18 protein-coding genes are annotated in these 17,453 nt (G+C 55.5%); all 18 read left to right on the forward strand.

The window, feature by feature from the left end; all coding sequences use genetic code 11:
- Window positions 1–274: 274 nt before the first annotated feature.
- Complete coding sequence (gene pilL2, locus FE795_RS08860; RefSeq protein WP_086060454.1) at window positions 275–829, forward strand: PFGI-1 class ICE element type IV pilus protein PilL2; 555 nt, start codon at window positions 275–277, stop codon at window positions 827–829.
- On the forward strand, window positions 826–2,052 hold the full coding sequence (locus FE795_RS08865) for a hypothetical protein (RefSeq protein WP_219234811.1): 1,227 nt from the start codon (window positions 826–828) through the stop codon (window positions 2,050–2,052). The genes pilL2 and FE795_RS08865 overlap by 4 nt, the downstream gene beginning before the upstream one ends.
- Entirely contained in the window at window positions 2,052–2,624 is a 573-nt protein-coding gene (locus FE795_RS08870) for a hypothetical protein (protein WP_219234813.1), read from the forward strand. The genes FE795_RS08865 and FE795_RS08870 overlap by 1 nt, the downstream gene beginning before the upstream one ends.
- A gap of 11 nt (window positions 2,625–2,635) precedes the next feature.
- Entirely contained in the window at window positions 2,636–3,427 is a 792-nt protein-coding gene (locus FE795_RS08875; RefSeq protein ID WP_230406154.1) for a transglycosylase SLT domain-containing protein, read from the forward strand.
- On the forward strand, window positions 3,417–3,968 hold the full coding sequence (locus FE795_RS08880) for a PFL_4695 family integrating conjugative element protein (RefSeq protein WP_219234815.1): 552 nt from the start codon (window positions 3,417–3,419) through the stop codon (window positions 3,966–3,968). Before FE795_RS08875 ends, FE795_RS08880 begins: the two co-directional genes overlap by 11 nt.
- Window positions 3,958–6,222 (forward strand): type IV conjugative transfer system coupling protein TraD, encoded by a 2,265-nt coding sequence (gene traD, locus FE795_RS08885; RefSeq protein WP_219234817.1) that lies wholly within the window; start codon window positions 3,958–3,960, stop codon window positions 6,220–6,222. Before FE795_RS08880 ends, traD begins: the two co-directional genes overlap by 11 nt.
- Entirely contained in the window at window positions 6,219–7,001 is a 783-nt protein-coding gene (locus FE795_RS08890; RefSeq protein WP_003799956.1) for a TIGR03747 family integrating conjugative element membrane protein, read from the forward strand. Before traD ends, FE795_RS08890 begins: the two co-directional genes overlap by 4 nt.
- A gap of 40 nt (window positions 7,002–7,041) precedes the next feature.
- Complete coding sequence (locus FE795_RS08895) at window positions 7,042–7,368, forward strand: integrative conjugative element protein, RAQPRD family (protein WP_094196721.1); 327 nt, start codon at window positions 7,042–7,044, stop codon at window positions 7,366–7,368.
- Between the two features lie 22 nt (window positions 7,369–7,390).
- The gene (locus FE795_RS08900) at window positions 7,391–7,642 is read left to right on the forward strand and encodes a DUF3262 family protein (protein WP_021446579.1); all 252 of its coding nucleotides are present in this window, start codon (window positions 7,391–7,393) and stop codon (window positions 7,640–7,642) included.
- A gap of 45 nt (window positions 7,643–7,687) precedes the next feature.
- The gene (locus tag FE795_RS08905; protein ID WP_081045521.1) at window positions 7,688–8,098 is read left to right on the forward strand and encodes a DUF2976 domain-containing protein; all 411 of its coding nucleotides are present in this window, start codon (window positions 7,688–7,690) and stop codon (window positions 8,096–8,098) included.
- 15 nt (window positions 8,099–8,113) lie between these two features.
- Window positions 8,114–8,653, forward strand: coding sequence for a TIGR03750 family conjugal transfer protein (locus tag FE795_RS08910; RefSeq protein WP_086060447.1), 540 nt, complete (start codon window positions 8,114–8,116; stop codon window positions 8,651–8,653).
- Window positions 8,650–9,450, forward strand: a complete 801-nt coding sequence (locus FE795_RS08915; protein ID WP_080584946.1) for a PFL_4703 family integrating conjugative element protein — start codon at window positions 8,650–8,652, stop codon at window positions 9,448–9,450. Before FE795_RS08910 ends, FE795_RS08915 begins: the two co-directional genes overlap by 4 nt.
- A 299-nt stretch (window positions 9,451–9,749) precedes the next feature.
- Window positions 9,750–10,622 carry a TIGR03749 family integrating conjugative element protein gene (locus FE795_RS08920; RefSeq protein ID WP_230406155.1) on the forward strand — a complete coding sequence of 291 codons (873 nt, stop codon included), beginning with the start codon at window positions 9,750–9,752 and terminating at the stop codon, window positions 10,620–10,622.
- A gap of 15 nt (window positions 10,623–10,637) precedes the next feature.
- Window positions 10,638–12,212, forward strand: a complete 1,575-nt coding sequence (locus tag FE795_RS08925) for a TIGR03752 family integrating conjugative element protein (RefSeq protein WP_219234820.1) — start codon at window positions 10,638–10,640, stop codon at window positions 12,210–12,212.
- Window positions 12,199–12,708, forward strand: coding sequence for a TIGR03751 family conjugal transfer lipoprotein (locus FE795_RS08930; protein ID WP_219234822.1), 510 nt, complete (start codon window positions 12,199–12,201; stop codon window positions 12,706–12,708). Before FE795_RS08925 ends, FE795_RS08930 begins: the two co-directional genes overlap by 14 nt.
- Window positions 12,698–15,619, forward strand: coding sequence for a conjugative transfer ATPase (locus FE795_RS08935; RefSeq protein ID WP_219234825.1), 2,922 nt, complete (start codon window positions 12,698–12,700; stop codon window positions 15,617–15,619). Before FE795_RS08930 ends, FE795_RS08935 begins: the two co-directional genes overlap by 11 nt.
- Complete coding sequence (locus FE795_RS08940; RefSeq protein WP_219234826.1) at window positions 15,616–16,095, forward strand: TIGR03757 family integrating conjugative element protein; 480 nt, start codon at window positions 15,616–15,618, stop codon at window positions 16,093–16,095. Before FE795_RS08935 ends, FE795_RS08940 begins: the two co-directional genes overlap by 4 nt.
- Before the next feature lie 9 nt (window positions 16,096–16,104).
- Entirely contained in the window at window positions 16,105–17,451 is a 1,347-nt protein-coding gene (locus tag FE795_RS08945; RefSeq protein ID WP_026482545.1) for a TraU family protein, read from the forward strand.
- Window positions 17,452–17,453 lie beyond the last annotated feature (2 nt).

A 17,453-nucleotide genomic window follows, 5' to 3' on the forward strand; every position in this document is an offset into this window, starting at 1 on the left:
CTTGACCCGTAGCAACCTTTTCTCAGTAGCGGATTGACGCCCCGGCAGTCCGTCAACACATTCTTGTTCTAGTTGTATTGTGCAATGCAAAACATTTTAACTTGAATACCCTTTCTTCACTTACTCAAAAACGCATATAGCAGGCCGCGCGGATAACGCACATAACAGTTTTCGTCAAGCTGAAACCCCGTGTTACGTGACCTTGGGTTAACGAGCGACACCTTGGGGTGCCTTTGTAACACTGAACGCCATTCTCAATCGGATGGAGTACTTCATGAGCTGGACGGCTAGACTCGCTGTTGCCGCGCCACTGGCTGTTTTGGCGTTGCAGGCCCAAGCCCAGGTCGGGGATACCTACGACAACGGCACACAGGTGCGAATTGGACAATACAGCACACAAGCCAGCACACCAGGGCATAGCGTTTCTGATCCCCTGTCTGTGTTTGTGGCACTGACTTACCCACGTCAAGACGTAGCCACCATTGATGGTGCGATTGAGTACACCCTCAAACGGACTGGCTGGCAGCTTGATCGCTCCAAGCTGTCGCTAGAAGCCGCGCAGTTTCTTCGCTTACCTCTTCCAGAGTCCCAGCGGTCGCTGGGCACGTATCGTGTACGTGATGTCTTAAATGCACTCGTAGGTGAGACCTGGCGCTGGGACGAGGACCCCATCCGTCGCAGACTGTGGATCAGTCTAGCGGCACAGCCGACTTTGTCAGGCGTCGAACTGACACAGAATTGGCTCCAGGCCCAAACCTACCCCGTCACAGTTGACCCTAAAAAGCCGTGGTTGCCCTTGACCGAGCGCATCAGCGGGGTGCAACCATGAACCAACAAGATCAACAATGGCAACAACAGCAAGACGATCTTCGCCGCCGGGAACAAGCCGAGCAGCTAGAGCGTGAACGGCTAGAGCGCTTGGAACATGAACGACTGGAGCAAGACCAGCAGCTTGAGCGTGAACGCCAAGAAAAGCTGGATCAGCACGACTATGACTCCCGTCGTGAGTTGGAGGACGCTACCCCAAACAAGCCTGGTGTCTTGCGAACACTCATGCAAATTTTGTTCTCTCGCAAAGAACCAACGGCAAGCGTTGAAAAACAGAACGTGGAGCCCGTGTTTTCGTCCGTAGTGGAACCCGCCACCGAGGCGCAAAGCAATGAAGCCGTCACCGATTTCTTTCCTGAACCAGACAATCAACCGCAACCTGCCCGCGTTTCACCATCCCCATTGGCATCCGCTGCGCATGCCGATACTTCAACGTCCAAGAAAAAGACAAGCTATCCGTGGAAGCTAATCCTGGCGTTGGTGCTTTTTGCTGTCCTTTTCTTGAGCTGGAAATACCTGTTTAACCAACCTGTGGTTGAGCAAACAGCCGCCTTGTCGGCAGCCGAACCTTCACTGGCTGAAATCGAAGACCAGGTCGCCCCTGTTGAGGATGAGGAAAAGGGTTCTGAGCCCTCCCCTGCTCCCACCACCAGTGAACTAGGCAATGTAGAGAAAGCTTCTGACATGCCCATGGGAACAGATCCGATAGACACGGCAGAGTCAACGGAATTCCAAGAACTTTCCATTGATCTCGGAGAGTCGTTCCCATCGAACCTTGAAACATCGCAAGCCTCGTACGCCGTTCAAGAAACACCAACATTTGAGGTGCAAATCTCGTCCCTGCAACGTGATGTCAACGAAATCAGGCAGCTACTCAATGAGCTCTTGCATCAGAACGAGCAGTTGATAGCTCTGAACACACCTGCGCCTGAACCAGAACCAGAGGTGGTGCCAGTTGTTGAACCTGCCCCCGTTAAAAAGCCGGTCGCACGTCGTGCTAAGGCCGCTCCAAAGCCAAGCGTTCGTCTGGTCTCAGTCGATATGTGGGATGGGAAACCCTCTGTTGTCGTCGCCAGTACACACGCAGGCGACAACCAAAGCTTAGTGATGCGCCCAGGCGATACCGTCAACGGCGTCACGCTGCAAAGCGCAAGCGCATCCGAGCGCAGCGCCTCTTTTCTCGTAAACGGAAAAACCACCAAATTAACTGTGGAGGGCCAGTGATGTCGCGCCTTATGAAAATCAAAGCAGCAGCCATCAGCCTGCCCCTGTTTTTCCCTGCAATGGCGCATTCGCAAACCCAGACCACAGCTCAGCAGCGTACCGAAGAAGTCGCCAATGCTACGCAGTCACAAGGGCGTAATCCGATTGCGCTGGATGCCGTAGATCGCCTGCGCGCCAATATTTGGGGCTTAACCGACGAAGAAATGTTGCGCGCCAAAACCCTGCTGGAAGGCCCTCGCAAAGCATTCTCGGTGGAAAACCTCTCACCTATTGAAGCGCTGGGTATTCACGCGACCTCGGAAGCAGAGCGGCGTAAATATGCCGAAATGTTCGCACGCGCCTTTCATGCTGACGTGGAGCGCTCATTGGCATGGAATCGTGCTTTCACTGAAGCGATGGCACGCCTTTACCCAAATGAACCAGTTGTCAACTTCAGTCAGATCCCACCCGTTCCCGCTACGGTAGGCGCAGCTGATACTTTGAACGTGCCGCGCACGGCCATTATCGAGACCCCCGCTCCGGGCTACACACCTCTGACTCAAAGTGGGCCAGCACAGGGCTCTGCAAAGTGATGGGTACCCCCATGCAACGCCGACAGTTTCTTGGCGCCCTCACGGCACTGACGGCCAGTGGCGTCATGACGCGCTCGTGGGCACTGGCTGCGCCTGCGCAATCGGAGCTGCCGCAGCCCGAAGGCCTGGACCCGCAGTGGTGGCCATATTGGTCAGATACGGCTGTGCGCATTGAACCCAAGATCACACCCCAAGGACAGACGGCAATCCCCCACGGGTATGTTCGTCAGATGCCTCGCACGCGCACCCGTCCTGGTGCGCCGACCGTGACGGCGTCCTTGTTGCCTCCCCGCGCATATGACTGGGCGGGACAGCGCTGGAACATTGATCCGTGGCTACTTTACGGCGTGGCGCTGCAAGAGTCGCAAATGAAATTTGGCCAGCAGACACTGCCCTATCCATGGACACTTTGCGTCAGAGGTGTAGGCAAGCGATATGGATCCTATGAGGCCACCCTGCAAGCGCTACGCAAGTATGTGGATGTCAAAGGCATCCGCAATGTGGATTGTGGTGCGATGCAAGTGAACTGGGGTTACCACAATGACAAGCTCCAAAGCCTAGAGCGTGCTCTGGACCCCTATCCCAACCTTGACGTAGGCGCACAAATCTTGCGCCATCACTTCGACCGCAACGCTTCCTGGCGTCTGGCTGTGGCGCTCTACCACACGGGCTCACGAAACACTCAAGAACGGATCAGCCGCGGTAATCGCTATAGCCGTGGCGTATTCAACAAATTGGCGAACCTGGGCTTAGACGAGTCTGAGCTGGCCACATCAACAGGGTGGAGACGATATGCACCGTAATCTCACCCTCGTCTTCTTTGCAGCGACCACACTGATCTCCAGCTCGGTCAACGCTCAGACTGCACCGGTCGTCCTGGACGATTCGGTTCCGGCTGTTTCCTATTATTCGGCCTTGATTTCAGGTGCAGACCAACCTGGTGTTGGTGCCGGTATCCAGTTTCCGCTGACGTCGAACTTGCTACAACCTGGCGTGCTCAAACCATCGGCTGTTCCAGTATTCAACCCAAAATGGATGACCCAAACATTAGCCATTGTGGGTGACGACAAAGGCTCAGAAGAATGGCTCAAGCTCCATCAGGCTCGCCTGCTTTCTTTGCAGGCCACCGTCATTGTGGTATCCGCAGCCAGTGAAAAACGCTTTAAAGACATCCAGCGGCAAGCCAACGCATTACCAATCGTCCCTGATTCCGGCCACTGGTTACAGAACCGTCTTGCCGCTGCTCGAGTGACGGTCTATCCCGTGCTGATTGGCCTGGACGGTCAAGCGCGCCAAATCATCTTCTCAGAAGGTTTTGAACGAGGTGAAGCGCATGAAAAATAACGCCGTCTTGGAAGCGCTACTGCGTCCGCCTGTCGAGATCTGGAGTGCGGCAACGGCCTGGTCCGTCACGGCCACGGCTGCCCTGGCGCCTTGGGCACTGATGATGCCCCCTTCTTTGGGCTACGTTGCCGCCGCAGGGTCGGGGTACTTCGGCGGGGTCCGCTTTAAGCAAGCGATGCGGATCAAGCGTTATCACCATCACCTGAAATACTACAAAGTCACGAAAATTGCTCCCGCCAAAATTCCCGTGGCACCGGGCGAGTTTTACCTGGGCGAAGGGTTTGAGTGGTCGCAAGCGCACACACAACGTAAACGTGAAGCCTTGCAACCGCAGGCCAAGCGTTTTGTACGTCCATCGGGCAAAGAGCTGGCTCTACGCAGCCTGGGTTCAAAAGCCATCGAGCAAGCGCAAGACAAAGGCCCGGTTAAACCCATTGTGCGAGCCATTGCAGGAATTGCGGGCATTGATCATTGGCTCAACCCACTGCAACCTCACCCAGACTTAGGTGGCTCACCCATCGTGCATGGCGTGGGCAGCATGGACGAAGCCCCCGTCAAGATTCGCCAGTCCTCTCGCAATGGACACATGTTGGTCATGGGCACCACGCGCGTGGGCAAGACCAGGCTGCTGGAGTTGTTTGCTACCCAAGACATCCACGCCGGACACGTCACCATCGTGATCGATCCCAAGGGGGATGCCGATCTGATGCTGCGTATGTATGCAGAATGCGCACGCGCAGGCCGCCTGGACCAGTTCTACATGTTCCATCTTGGCTATCCCGAGATCTCGGCCAGGTACAACGGCATTGGCAACTTCTCGCGCATCACTGAGGTAGCCACCCGTGCCACCAACGCCTTGCCCAGCAGCGGAAACTCCGCCGCTTTTAAAGAGTTCTCCTGGCGTTTTACCAATATTGTGGCTCAAGCCCAGGTTGCGCTGGGTCGTGTCCCGACCTATGAAGCTTTGCTCAAAGATGTGACCGGCATTGATGGTCTGTTCATGGACTATGCCCGCATGGTGTTTGCCCAACAAGCCCGCCAAGGCCGTCTGATCGACTGGGAAGTAAGGTTGGCCAACCTTGAGCTCTCGCTGCAGGACCGCAAAACCGCCCCGCCGGTGCCAAGAGCCTTGGCCGATCGACAGCCCGAGTTTGTGGCGATGTTCTTGCTCATTAAAGAAGCCAAGATCAACGATACGGTCCTCGCAGGCCTGGCAGCCGCCTTTAGTTATGAACGCAGCTTCTACGAAAAGATCATCGCGTCCTTGGGGCCATTCCTGGAGAAGTTGACCACCGGCGCAGTAGGCAAACTGATCTCACCTGACTATTACGACCAAACCGATAAGCGTCCCATCTTCGACTGGATGAGCGTCATCCGGCAGGGAGGCGTGGTCTACGTAGGCTTAGATGCCCTCTCTGATTCCGTGGTCAGCTCTGCGGTCGGTAATTCCATGCTGGCCGACTTGGTCAGCGTGGGCGGCAAACTCTACAAGACCGGACTGGACCCTCATGCCCCAGACGGAAAAATCGTGTTGCCGACCATTTGTGCGCACTTTGACGAGGTCAATGAGATTGCAGGCCCTGAATTTGTGCCCATGGTGAACAAGCTGGGGGGCTCGGGCTTTCGGATCACCGCGTACACACAGTCAGCATTTGATATTGAGGCAAAAGTCGGAGATAAGGCCAAAGCGGGCCAGATCCTGGACAACTTTAACCACCTGGTCATGCTGCGCGTCCGTAGTGTCACTACGGCCAAGCTGCTGACGGACCAGGTTCCCGAAGTCGAGGTGGTCCATCTCACGCCAATGTCAGGCGTCACAGACACCGCCGCCCAAGGCACCGGCGTCGATTTCATCAGTCGCAACGATGATATCTGGACCAAAACCAAGGTCCCTATGATTGAACCAGCCGATGTGCTGGAACTACCGCAAGGCCAAGCCTTTGCGCTACTTGAAGGCAATCGACGCTTCAAGATCCGAATCCCGTTGGCTGATGCAAGAAACGACGAATTTGTACCGCAGTCTTTGCAAAACGTCGCCGCGCAAATGAAGGCCCGCTACCGGACTTCCGAGCAATGGGCCAGTGAAACCGACTGGTTCACTGAAAACTGGCTCAATAGCCAGCCAATCGCCGATGGCACGGGCATGATCGCCACTGATCTGGCGGTGCAGGATCCTGACCCCGATGACGACACTCAAAGCAACAGCGCGATAAACACTGACACGATGGGCCTGATCACAAGGGGGCACGGATGAGTACCAACTCGACCAGCCGCCCTGTTAAACCCACCACTCGCGGCCCCATTTTGATGACATTTGAGATGGTCATGGGTTTGCTTATGGTCTCTGTCTCAGCGTGTGTGCTGGGATTGTTCATAGAACTGGCCGGCATTCATACGATTTGGAAGGACCAAGGCACGGGCCATGCTCGCTCTATCGTGGAGCAGGACCTGAGCTATATCGAGGCTGCCCCGAAGAGCCTGATTATTCCCAATACAGTGGCCTTCTCAAACAAGATGCTCGGCTACATCTCATGGCCTTACGAGAAGTTCGGAATCTTGCAGTGGTATGCCAATAGCCATGACCCCGCCATGCAGCGTCAACAGGCCCTTCGTCGTGCACAAGAAATAAAGGCAAACGGCAACAGCCTCTCCTCCAGGCTGAAAACGATTGGCGCTGATGCCAGCCAATTTATCAGCACGGTACTCGTGCTTTCCATGTATGTCGCCATGGATGTAGCGCTTCGACTTTCGATTGCCCTTTATGCGCTGCCAGCCTTCGTTCTTGCGTGCCTAGTGGGTGCGGTCGATGGCCTGGTACGGCGTGACTTGCGCCGGTGGAGCGGCGGCCGTGAGTCCTCCTTTGTATATCACCACGCTAAGCGATACACCGCCTGGGCACTGACTGGAGGTTTCGGTCTGTATTTGACCTGGCCTTTCGGCGGCTTCAACCCCGCTTACATGGTTCTGATTTTCACCGCGTTGGTCGCTGCAACGCTCAGCACCACAGTGGCTTCCCTCAAAAAGTATATGTAGCGCCTCTCGCTCACATCACGACATTGGAGAAACGACAGAAATGAAACCACAGCAATCTGGCCCCTCAGAACGTAAGACTCATCGCGCCTGGGTAGCCGCGCTCATGCTCGTCGCGTGCGCCACCGTTCAGGCTGGGGATGCCGATAGTGAGCGCGAAAGTCTGGCACGGATTGAAAACGAGCTGGCCGTCGTGCAGCAGATGGTGGCCGCGGCCTCTCGTGATGCCCCTCCATCTCAACGGGTCAATTTTCGATATGAGTGGTTAATCAATGACCTGGACGTGATGCGTCGGGGAATTCAACAACACCTTAATGCCCCTATGCAGCCGCGTCCGGTCGAGCCACTGCGAGGCGACTACCGCCAATGACGCAGCATCAGGAGATCTCCTTATGGGCATGAACAATGCGCAGATGGGTTCGAGCATGAGAGAGGCGTTTGCAGCGGGCTCGGGTGTTGACCCAAACGCCATGAAGATCGTGCTGACGGTCATAACGGTAGCAGCTGTGGCTCTGTTCTTTGCGTGGTTGGTAATGGCCGCTCTAGAGAACTACCGGGAGAACCAACTCAAGCAAGAAGAGGTGGTCTGGGCCTGCGTCAAATTAGTTGTGCTGTTGTCCTTAATCCTGTGGGTGTTGGTTTGACGCTCACAGGACTTCTTAACACATCAAACCATACGGAGTTTAGCTATGACCACACTGAACGCTCTGTTGGCGGCACCCCGAGCGGGGTGGCAAAAAGCCAAGCGTCACTTCGCGCAAGCCGCTTTGATCCCTGCTGTAGCGTTACTTTCGTCACCTGCCAGGGCGGCTTTGCCCACAATGCCCACACCGGGTTCTGGCATTGACGGGGCTCAAGTTGCCGATGGCGATTGGCTTGGAGCGATGGGCGCTTACTGGAAACAGGGCATCACTATTCTGGCCATGATCTTTGTCGGCTACTTTTTCCTGAAAGTCGTCATGGGTGCGATCACGAAGTGGAACCAATACACCCGCGGTCAAGCTGATATCAGTGACCTGAAAGAGTACGTGATTACTGGTGGCGTGTTGGCCATTGCACTCGTTGCCATGGCAACGTATGCCATCGCCACGCTCGGGTAAAGGGGAAAAGTCGATATGGCTCGCAAGCCCTCTGCCCCACACCTTGAACAGCTAGATGAGCAAGTTACCCAGGGCATCGCTACGCCGATAACCGATCGCGTGAATGTTCAACCAGCCATTCTGAACGGTATGACGGTCGATGAAGCACAAATCATCGGTCTGATCTCCGTCGTGGTGTGTCTGCTGCTGGGCTTGGTACTGCTGGCCATAACCGGCTTCTGGCAAACACTTTTGGCCATCATGCTATTTGGACCATTAGTCATTTTGTGGTTTGCCTCTAAATACCTGGCGGGACTTAAGCGCAACCGTCCTGACGGCTATTACAACCAGGCTATGCACCACTGGATGGCCTCTCGTGGGTGGGTGAAAGCCAAATTCATCCGCCACAACGGTTATTGGAGCTTGGGCCGGACCTTGCCCTTTAGCCTGTCCACTTCATTCAACCCTAAACCGTCCCGTCAGAACGTTGTTTCTACGAGCGAAACGGCCATCCCCTCTTCTTGCGCTGCTCAAGGTGTGACACCGATAGCGGATAAAGCGAGCAACAACGTATGAGTTCAAAATATTTAAACGCCCTGGCCACTGTTCAGGCGACAAATAAAAGACTGGGCGCACTTGTTTTAGTTGTCGCCGCTCTTGGGGCTGTGGGTATGTACTTTGCTGCCCGCACACCGCATCGAATCGACGTCAATTTGCACCCCAACATTCAAGGCGGGGATGTCGTCACCGTGACCGACGGCCAGTCGCCGGTCCCTGACGTCAATGTGTATGGCTTTGCCTACTACATCTGGCAGCAGGTCAACCGCTGGCAAGCCGACGGGTACAAGGACTACGGCAAGCAAATCTACTACTACCAGGCCTACATCACCCCGTCTTGTCGCGCTCAGCTAGAGAACGACATGAACACACGGGATAGAGCCGGTGAGTTGCGCTCACGCACACGCATCATGACCGAGATTCCAGGGTTTGGGTTTTCACCCAGACGAGTCATTTCGCAAGGCACCAACACCTGGACAGTACTGCTCGACATGCAATTGCAAGAGACATTTCGTGGTCAACAAATCAAAGACATCTACATCCGGTATCCGATGCGTGTCGTGCGATATGACGTTGACCCCGAGAAAAACCCCTGGAAGCTGGCCATTGACTGCTATGGCAACAACCGCCCTGCCCGCCTGAATCCTGACGAAGTCGCCGCAGTCCAGAAGAACAACCAAAGTCCCGAGCTGCCAACTGAGTCAGAAATCGTGCCCGCCACATTGCCCGGCACGATCACCGACCCGGCAACCAACGTGACCGACCCCGCTCCGACACCTATCCAGGTGCGACCCGTCCAACCTCAAAGCGAGTGAGATTGTCATCCATGAAAGCCATTCTTAGCATTCGCAAAACAGCTCTGGCCTGCGCCCTTTTGGGGCTGGCCCAGTACGCACAGGCACAAGTGCGAGACTTGGGGCCAAACTTGGAGAGCGTACCAGCAGATCTTATTGCTCCAGCCCCTGACAGCGTCAACTCAAGTGTCAATGTGGGTTCTGCAACAAACGCAGCAGTGAATAACGCGCCCGATCTGGGAGAGATTCCCAATCTTGGCTCCTCACCCTCTAACGCTGAGTATCAAAACCCTAGCGTCAATGTAATGGGTGACCAAGCTATGGTGGTGAGCACTGTGGATGCGGCCATTCAACAGGCCAAGGATAATCAGGACGAAAGCGGCACGACCATCCGCAAACCGCCACAAAACAAACCGCATGGCGTCGAGCGAGCCGTGTTTAATCGAGCTCCAGTACGTGCGCCACTGCCTGTGGGCATCGAACGCATGATTACTTTGCCTGCGCCTGCCGCCCTGCATGTGCCATCGGATATGTCCAAGATTGCCCGAATCGAAGTCATTGATCGCACGATGTACATCACGGCCCTCCAGCAGTTCACACCCGTGCGAATCATTGCAGAGCTCATTGATTCTGGGCAGCAAATTCCCTTCGATCTGGTTGCCGACAGCACAACAGCCAGTGCCCGTAGCGAACTTCAGGTTTTTGTCGTTGCTTCATCATCGCCTGGTACAGAGGGGATCGGAGGTGATGGTCCCGCCTCCCAAGCGGCAGCGCAAGCGACCAGCATGGCCAATGCACACACATTGAGCCAGCAAATGGCGGAATCGGCACCGACAGATATGGTCCAGCTCACCCGCTACGCCGCACGCCAGCTTTATGCCCCAAAGCGGCTTGCCACGCCATTCTCTGGTGTGCAGCAGGTCGAAGTCACTGCTGAGCCAATTGCCAACCTAATACGCGGCGTCAATGTTGTATCCACCCCCGTCGGTCAATGGCGTTCTGGCCAGCTCTATGTGACAGCCGTTCTCATCAAGAACCGGTCACATAACCCCTTGGAGATTCCACTTGAGCAAGTGCGCGGCCAATGGATTGCAGCCACCGCGCAGCACGGTCGAATTGGCCCAGCCGGTTCCGAGACGGACACCACCGCCATTTATCTGGTGTGCCAGCGCCGATTTGAAGCCTGCCGGTAATAAAGGAACAACAGCATGAGCAGCACGTCCAGCAACAAACTGATCCCCATCCTCGGTGGTGTCGCCGTCTTAATAGTCAGCGTGGTGATATACAGGCAATTTACGGGTTCAGGAGAATCTACCAACTCGGTATTGACCTCCATTCCTACACCTGAAAGTGCCACACTGCCTACCGCGCAAGGAGCGGACAACGACAACGCCGCCGAAACCCTACGCACCGTCACCGCCAGCAATGAACAGTTGCGGCGTGATGTGGCACGCGTGATCGAGATGAACAATCAACTCATCGCTGAGAATAAGCGCATGGGAGGCGCTAATGCGACGGTCTCGCGTCGAATCGAACAAGAACAGCGCGACACACTCAACCTTGACGGACCTCGGACGGACTCGATCGATCCAACTGGCGATGAGACAAGCGCCAAAAGCGCTGTCAACCTAACGTTGCAGCGTGGCTCCGAAGCAGTCGATACGTTTTCACGCGCCTTTCAAATGTCACCGGCCCGCTCTGAGACCGAAGCAGCCAATCGAGCTGCTCAGGCGCGAACAACTCCCCTGCTCCCACAGCAATCATTTTCCCTAGGAACAGAATCGCCCACTCCGACTGTTACCTCATCAGGCCCATACCGTGTTTTACCTCCCATGGGGTATAGCGCGGTAACGCAGTCCGAGCAGGGCCGCAATGGCAATGATGGCCCAGCCATTACGCGCTATGTCCGCACCAGTGGTAATCAGGCATATGCCAATAGCTCCATGGGCCCTGTGTCCAGGCCCACCGCCACACAAACACGGTCAGCACCACAAGCCGCCAAGCCTGAACCGATTCCGTACTTTACTGTTCCCGAGAACTCGACACTGGTCGGCGCAGTGTCGATGACCAGTCTCATCGGACGTGTGCCCATTGATGGCCGTGTCACTGACCCGATGCAGTTTAAAGCGATTGTCGGCCGCGACAACCTGGCAGCCAATGGCTTTGAATTACCAGCAGACATTGAAGGGATGATCGTCACTGGCGTCGCGATCGGCGATATGGCGCTGTCGTGCTCAGAAGGAAAAGTGCGCTCGATCACCTTTGTCTTTAATGATGGCACAGTTCGCACCATCTCTGAGCGCTCCAAAGGCGGGGGTAATACCAACGTCAATGGTAGCGGCACTACCCAGGATCTGGGCTACATCTCAGACGTACATGGGAACCCCTGCATTCCTGGCAAATTCGTCACCAATGCACCGGCCTATCTGGCCGATCTGGCTGCGCTCAAGGGCTTGGATGTTGCTGCGCAAGCGTTCTCCGATGCCCAGCGCACCGTCTCGAACAACCTGGGAACAGGAAATACCACCTCTCAAATCACCGGCTCGCGTAGCAGCTACGCCATGGGACAAGCCGCCTCTGGCGCAACCAATGAAGTCGTCGCCTGGATGACCTCCCGCCTCAAGAATAGTTTTGACGCCGTTGTAACCCCGGCTGGCAAGCAGATGGTCATTCACCTGGATAAAGAACTGCAAATTGACAAGATGCCAAACGCCCGCAAGCTGGTCTACCGCCAGCAAGGGACGCAGCAGATTTCTCGTGGAGCACATTATGGTCTGGAATAAAACTGCCCAACGCCTGGCGCTGGTCCTGTTCACCACTTCGATGGCAAGCGGTTGTACCGTCATGATGGATCGCGAATCCCCTCTGAATGAGGTCACTAAAGACTCGCCAACCGTACTGGACGTCTACCGAGGTACTGACTATCGAAACGAAGCGACCCGTCAGTCACGCATCACCCCCCATGAACGGATGCGTGAGCGCACTCAAGCCAGACCGATTAATCCAGGTGATGAGTTAACCCAGCGATATTGGTCAGCTGTTGATTCCATGAACCAGCGATTTGCTCGGCTGCCAAATCCTGACCTGGTAATGGTGGTGTTTCCGCATCTGGCCAAGGGCCAGTATCCGGTTCCAGGCTACGTGACCGTCTTCCCGATGTACGACCAGACACAGTATGCGCTACCTGGTGAGGTCACCCAAGATTTACTGCAGTGGCGAGGTGACTACTTTGAGGCTAAATCCAGCGCCAAGAAAAAGGGAGGCGCAGATGATCGCTAATGTGGCCAGCTTGCTCGGATTCACGCGTCAACGTGCAGCGCAACCAGGCAGTAAGCGCGCTCCTCAAGTCACCGCAAAGGCATCGCCTCCTGGCCAGACCGTTGCAGATCGTCGACGCATGGCCCTGCGGCCACCGTCGTTTACCGACATGCTGCCCTATATCAGTTATGCCCCCGATGAGCGCATTTTTGTGTTGCGTGATGGCAATACCCTCGGGGCAATGTTTGAGCTCTCGCCCATTGCGACCGAGGCCATGCCTATCGAAATCCTGAATGAACACGCCCAGAAGATTCAGGAGGCCTTGCAAGCCATGCCATCGGTCAACGGCGCACCGTGGATTGCTCAGTTTTTTGTCAATGATGACCGTAACCTGGATCATCTTAATGACACTTTTACCGACTATATCCTGGAGCAACACAAGGACGATGGCCTGGGCCAGGAGATCCTTAACTCGCCTTTTACCCAGGCGGTATTGGACGAAGTGCGCTCGCACCTGTCGAATGTCTCGCAACCCAATGGCCTGTTCACCGATACGCTTGTCACCGGTCAAGTCTGGCGCGGGCAAATCCGCCGTGTTCGTTGTTGCCTGTATCGTCGATTTGGCGGTGCAGCCGATGATCCACAAACGCCGGTGCAGCAAATCGAGTCGGTGGCCAACACCATCATGGCCACGTTTTCCGAAGCCGGTGTAGCCGTTCGCCGCTGCACCGGCAAAGACCTCTATGAGTGGCTACTGCCGTTTTTTAACCGCGATCTACCCTGGGCGCCTGGCACGCAAATGATGCGTGAATTACCCTATCCCGGCGACACCCCGTTAACCGATGACGAGGACACGCCCATTTTTGGATGGGACTTGTCTGAGCTGTTGAGTATCAATGAGCCCCGTTCGGACCTGGAGCAAGGGTTATTTGAGTTTGATGGCGTACCGGTCAAAGCGCTGACTTTGCAAAATATGCGCAAGCAGCCAGAAATCGGACACTTCACGGCCGAGTTGGCCAATGGCAAGGAACGATTTGCACGTTTTGATCGGCTACCTCCCGGTTCGATGCTCTCAGTGTCCATTACCATCGCGCCGCAACACGTCGTAGAGTCACAAATTGAGCGGATCCGGGATGCCTCACGCGCTAAGACGGCGCAGGCCATCGAAACCTACCGGGAATGCACCAACGTTTTGAATGAAATAGTTCGGGGCAACCACCTGTTTCCAATGATGGTGACCCTGTACGCGACTGCCACCAGCACAGATGAACTCGATAGCAACATCAACACGATTAATGCGCTGTTGATCCCATCAGGCCTGAAGTTCATCAGCAATCAGCATGACCTGGTCCCGCTGGACACATTCATGCGTGCTCTGCCGTTTAACTATGACCCCGCCTTCGATAACCAGGTACTTCGTCGATCCCGTCTGACCTTCGCCTCCCATATTGCGCGTCTCTTACCGCTGTATGGCCGTGCCCGTGGCACACCCCACCCTGGCATGTGGTTCTGGAATCGCGGCGGGGAACCCTTGTTTGTGGATCCGCTCAACAAACGCGATCGTAAAAAGAACGCGCATATGCTGGTGCTGGGACCGACCGGAGCCGGTAAATCGGCCACCTTGAACTACATCGCCATGATGACGATGGCCATTCATCGGCCACGGCTGGTGATTGTCGATGCCGGGAACTCCTTCGGTCTTTTGGTGGATTTTTTTAAAGACCGAGGGCTATCGACCTACAAAGTTGAACTGAACAGTAGTGCAAAAGTGTCCTTGCCACCGTTCGTTCATGCGTACCAACTACTAGATGATAGTGAAGTGATGGAGAGTTTTGTGGCGGCCGAGCAGCAGGCACGAAGCAACGCAGGTCTGCCCGATGACGAACTGCTCAATGCCCTGCTTGGCCAAGATGATGAGCCGTCGACTGCCGACGTGTCTTTTCATGAAACGTTCCAGGCCAGGGAAGAGGACGAAGAGCAGGACGACGAGCTGGATAAAAGAGACTTGCTGGGCGAGATGCTGATTGCCGCGATCCTGATGATCACAGGCGGTGAAGCGGACGAAGTCGCACAGATGAGTCGAGCCGACCGGTACTTGGTATCACGTGCCATCATCATGGCCGCGATCAGTTGCAAAGAACGGGGAGCCAAGCACCCGTTGACACAAGATGTGGCCCTGCAGCTGATGCACATGAATAAGGACCAGACCATGTCACCGGCTCGGCGGGCCCGCGCCGAAGAAATGGGTCAGTCCATGATGACCTTCACCCAGGCGCTGCGAGGCAAATTATTCAATCGTGAGGGACAGGACTGGCCAGATGCAGACGTCACTCTGGTCGAGATGGGTACGCTCACTCAAGACGGCTATGAAGATGCCTTGGCAGTTGCGTACACAAGCCTCATCGACTCAGTACAGTCCCGTGCCGAGCTGAACCAACACTCTGGTCGCCCGATGGTGTTCCTTACGGACGAGGGCCACTTGATCACAACCAATGAGCTGCTTGGCCCCAAGATAGCCAAGGGCACCAAAATGTGGCGCAAATTCAATACCTGGTTCTGGCTTGCCACACAAAACCTGAAAGACTTCCCCGACTCCATGGAGCGCGTGCTCTCGATGTGTGAGTACTGGATGCTACTGACCATGGACAAAGCAGAGATTGAAGAAGTGGTGCGATTTCGGTCGCTCACCAACGAGCAGCGAGCCATGATGGAATCCTCCCAAAAAGAGCCGCCGAAATACACGGAAGGGGTTCTGATTTCCGCGACCGGCCAGATGCTCTTTCGCAACGTCCCTCCAGCTCTCCCGATTGCATTGGCCATGACTGAGGGCCATGAGAAAGCACACCGACGTCGCCTGATGGAAAAGCATGGAATCAACGAAATGGGGGCTGCTCAAATGGTGGCACAAGAGCTTGCGCGGAGTCGCGCATGATCAAGATACGCTCACTTAGCAAAGGAGTTTCTCGTCTCACGGCTTGCATCGCGGTTCCGACGGCACTGCTTGCCGTCGTCACACCAGCGACTGCGCAACAGCCTAACCAAGATCTGTACGCAGGCGTCATGACCGTAGAGGTGTTTGCCAACACTGCCATGCCGGTAACACCAAGCACTTCACCACACTATGCCTTGTCCATCTACCGCTTGGATGCAATGAATAATCTCGAAGCTCAGATGAATGAAGGTATGCCACAAGACGAAGCAGAAGCACGTCTATGGGTTGCCAACAATAAAGCCCGCTTACGACAAATGATCCAACCCATGGTCGCGAGTGCCGTTAACGGCCTGGCACGCGCGCAGCGTTATCAGATTGACCGATTACCAGCGGTGGTCATCAACCAACGCTATGTAGTCTTTGGCTATATCGACGTTGACCAGGCGCTTATGGCCTGGCGTGACAGCCAAAATTAAGGGGCACTCATGTCAATCACCACTTTGCGCTTTCGGCACATGCTTGCGATTAGTTTGCTGGTGCTGGCAACCGCGCTGCGGCCTGTTCCAGCAACAGCTGCCACAACCACGGCGGGCGTCGTCACCAATACGGTTGCAGCACTCCCCAGTTGCACGTCCTATCAGGTCAAAGGCATTTGCGTCTGGCTGGTTTGCATCCCGCTCATTGGCTGCTTCATCCGGACGTCGGTTCGGGTTGCACATTACGTGCCCGATGTCGTGATCAGCACCTACAACGATCCTCTGGCTCACCCTTGGGCTGAGGTGGGTAAGCCATTGGCGACAGCTATATCCTCAGTGGGATCAGCCGTAGTCGGCGCCCCGATCGACGCATCAGCAGGAACACAGCGCGAGGGCACAGAGGTGACTACCTATAAAAGTGCGGACGCCATTGGTAACCCCGCAGGCTTGATTGCCAGCATCGCCAGCGGCTACATCCCCAGCTTTGGCAGTTCATTCCAGTTTCCGGGCTATAGCGAATTGTTGGCTTTCACTCGCACAGAACTGCCTCGTATCGCGCAGTCTTGGCGGCAAGTCCCCCAACAGCTGGGCAACGAATTCATCGAAGCAGCCCGTGCCATGGCCAATGCACCAGCAGACATCATTTCCTCCGTCTCTGCATTTCCGGCAAAACTTGGCGAGCTGAGCTCATCAATTGGAAATTTGGGCAATGTCTTTGGTGGAAGCGTTAGCACCCAAGCCATTGGCTTGTCCGGCGTCGATATGGTGGGTGCAGATCTTGGGCCAATCAGAGACATGGTGCAGATCGCTCAGCGCCTGGGTGCCTCCGGTGGGCTATCTGAGATGTTCTGCCCCGGCTCAGCGTCGGTGTTCAATCTGCATTTTCAGTCAGACATGGACGCGATGAGCTGGCGAGGCTTTTGGCCGCTAGAGATGCTCTACCCCCAATCATGGGTGCCTGGTACAGGGGAAGTAAGCACCTCGCCCCTTTCCACTACCTGGGGGCCTATATACCCACGTAACGGCGAGCTTGTGCAGTCACACCCAGTAAAGGCCTCCGCCGTGCTGGCCACGCGTGTCGGAAGCATCATCTCGCAATCGGCACAGCCCCACATTTACAAGCGTCTGCAACCCGGTAGTGGCTACAAGTACTTCCCCACCTCCAAGCCCACTACCTGGCAGATGATCTATCCGAGCGCTCAGCGGTCCTGCATGACCTTTGGTGCAGATGACTCAATGAGCCTGGCCAGCTTTGGCGATTACAAAACCGATGGTGCCGATGGCTATATGTGGAATATGTGGAACCACTATGACTGCTGCCGCATCCGTGGTGAGTTTTTATACAGCATCCCTTAAGC

Origin of the sequence: Alcaligenes ammonioxydans (genome assembly GCF_019343455.1) — a bacterium.
Lineage (GTDB): Bacteria > Pseudomonadota > Gammaproteobacteria > Burkholderiales > Burkholderiaceae_B > Alcaligenes > Alcaligenes ammonioxydans.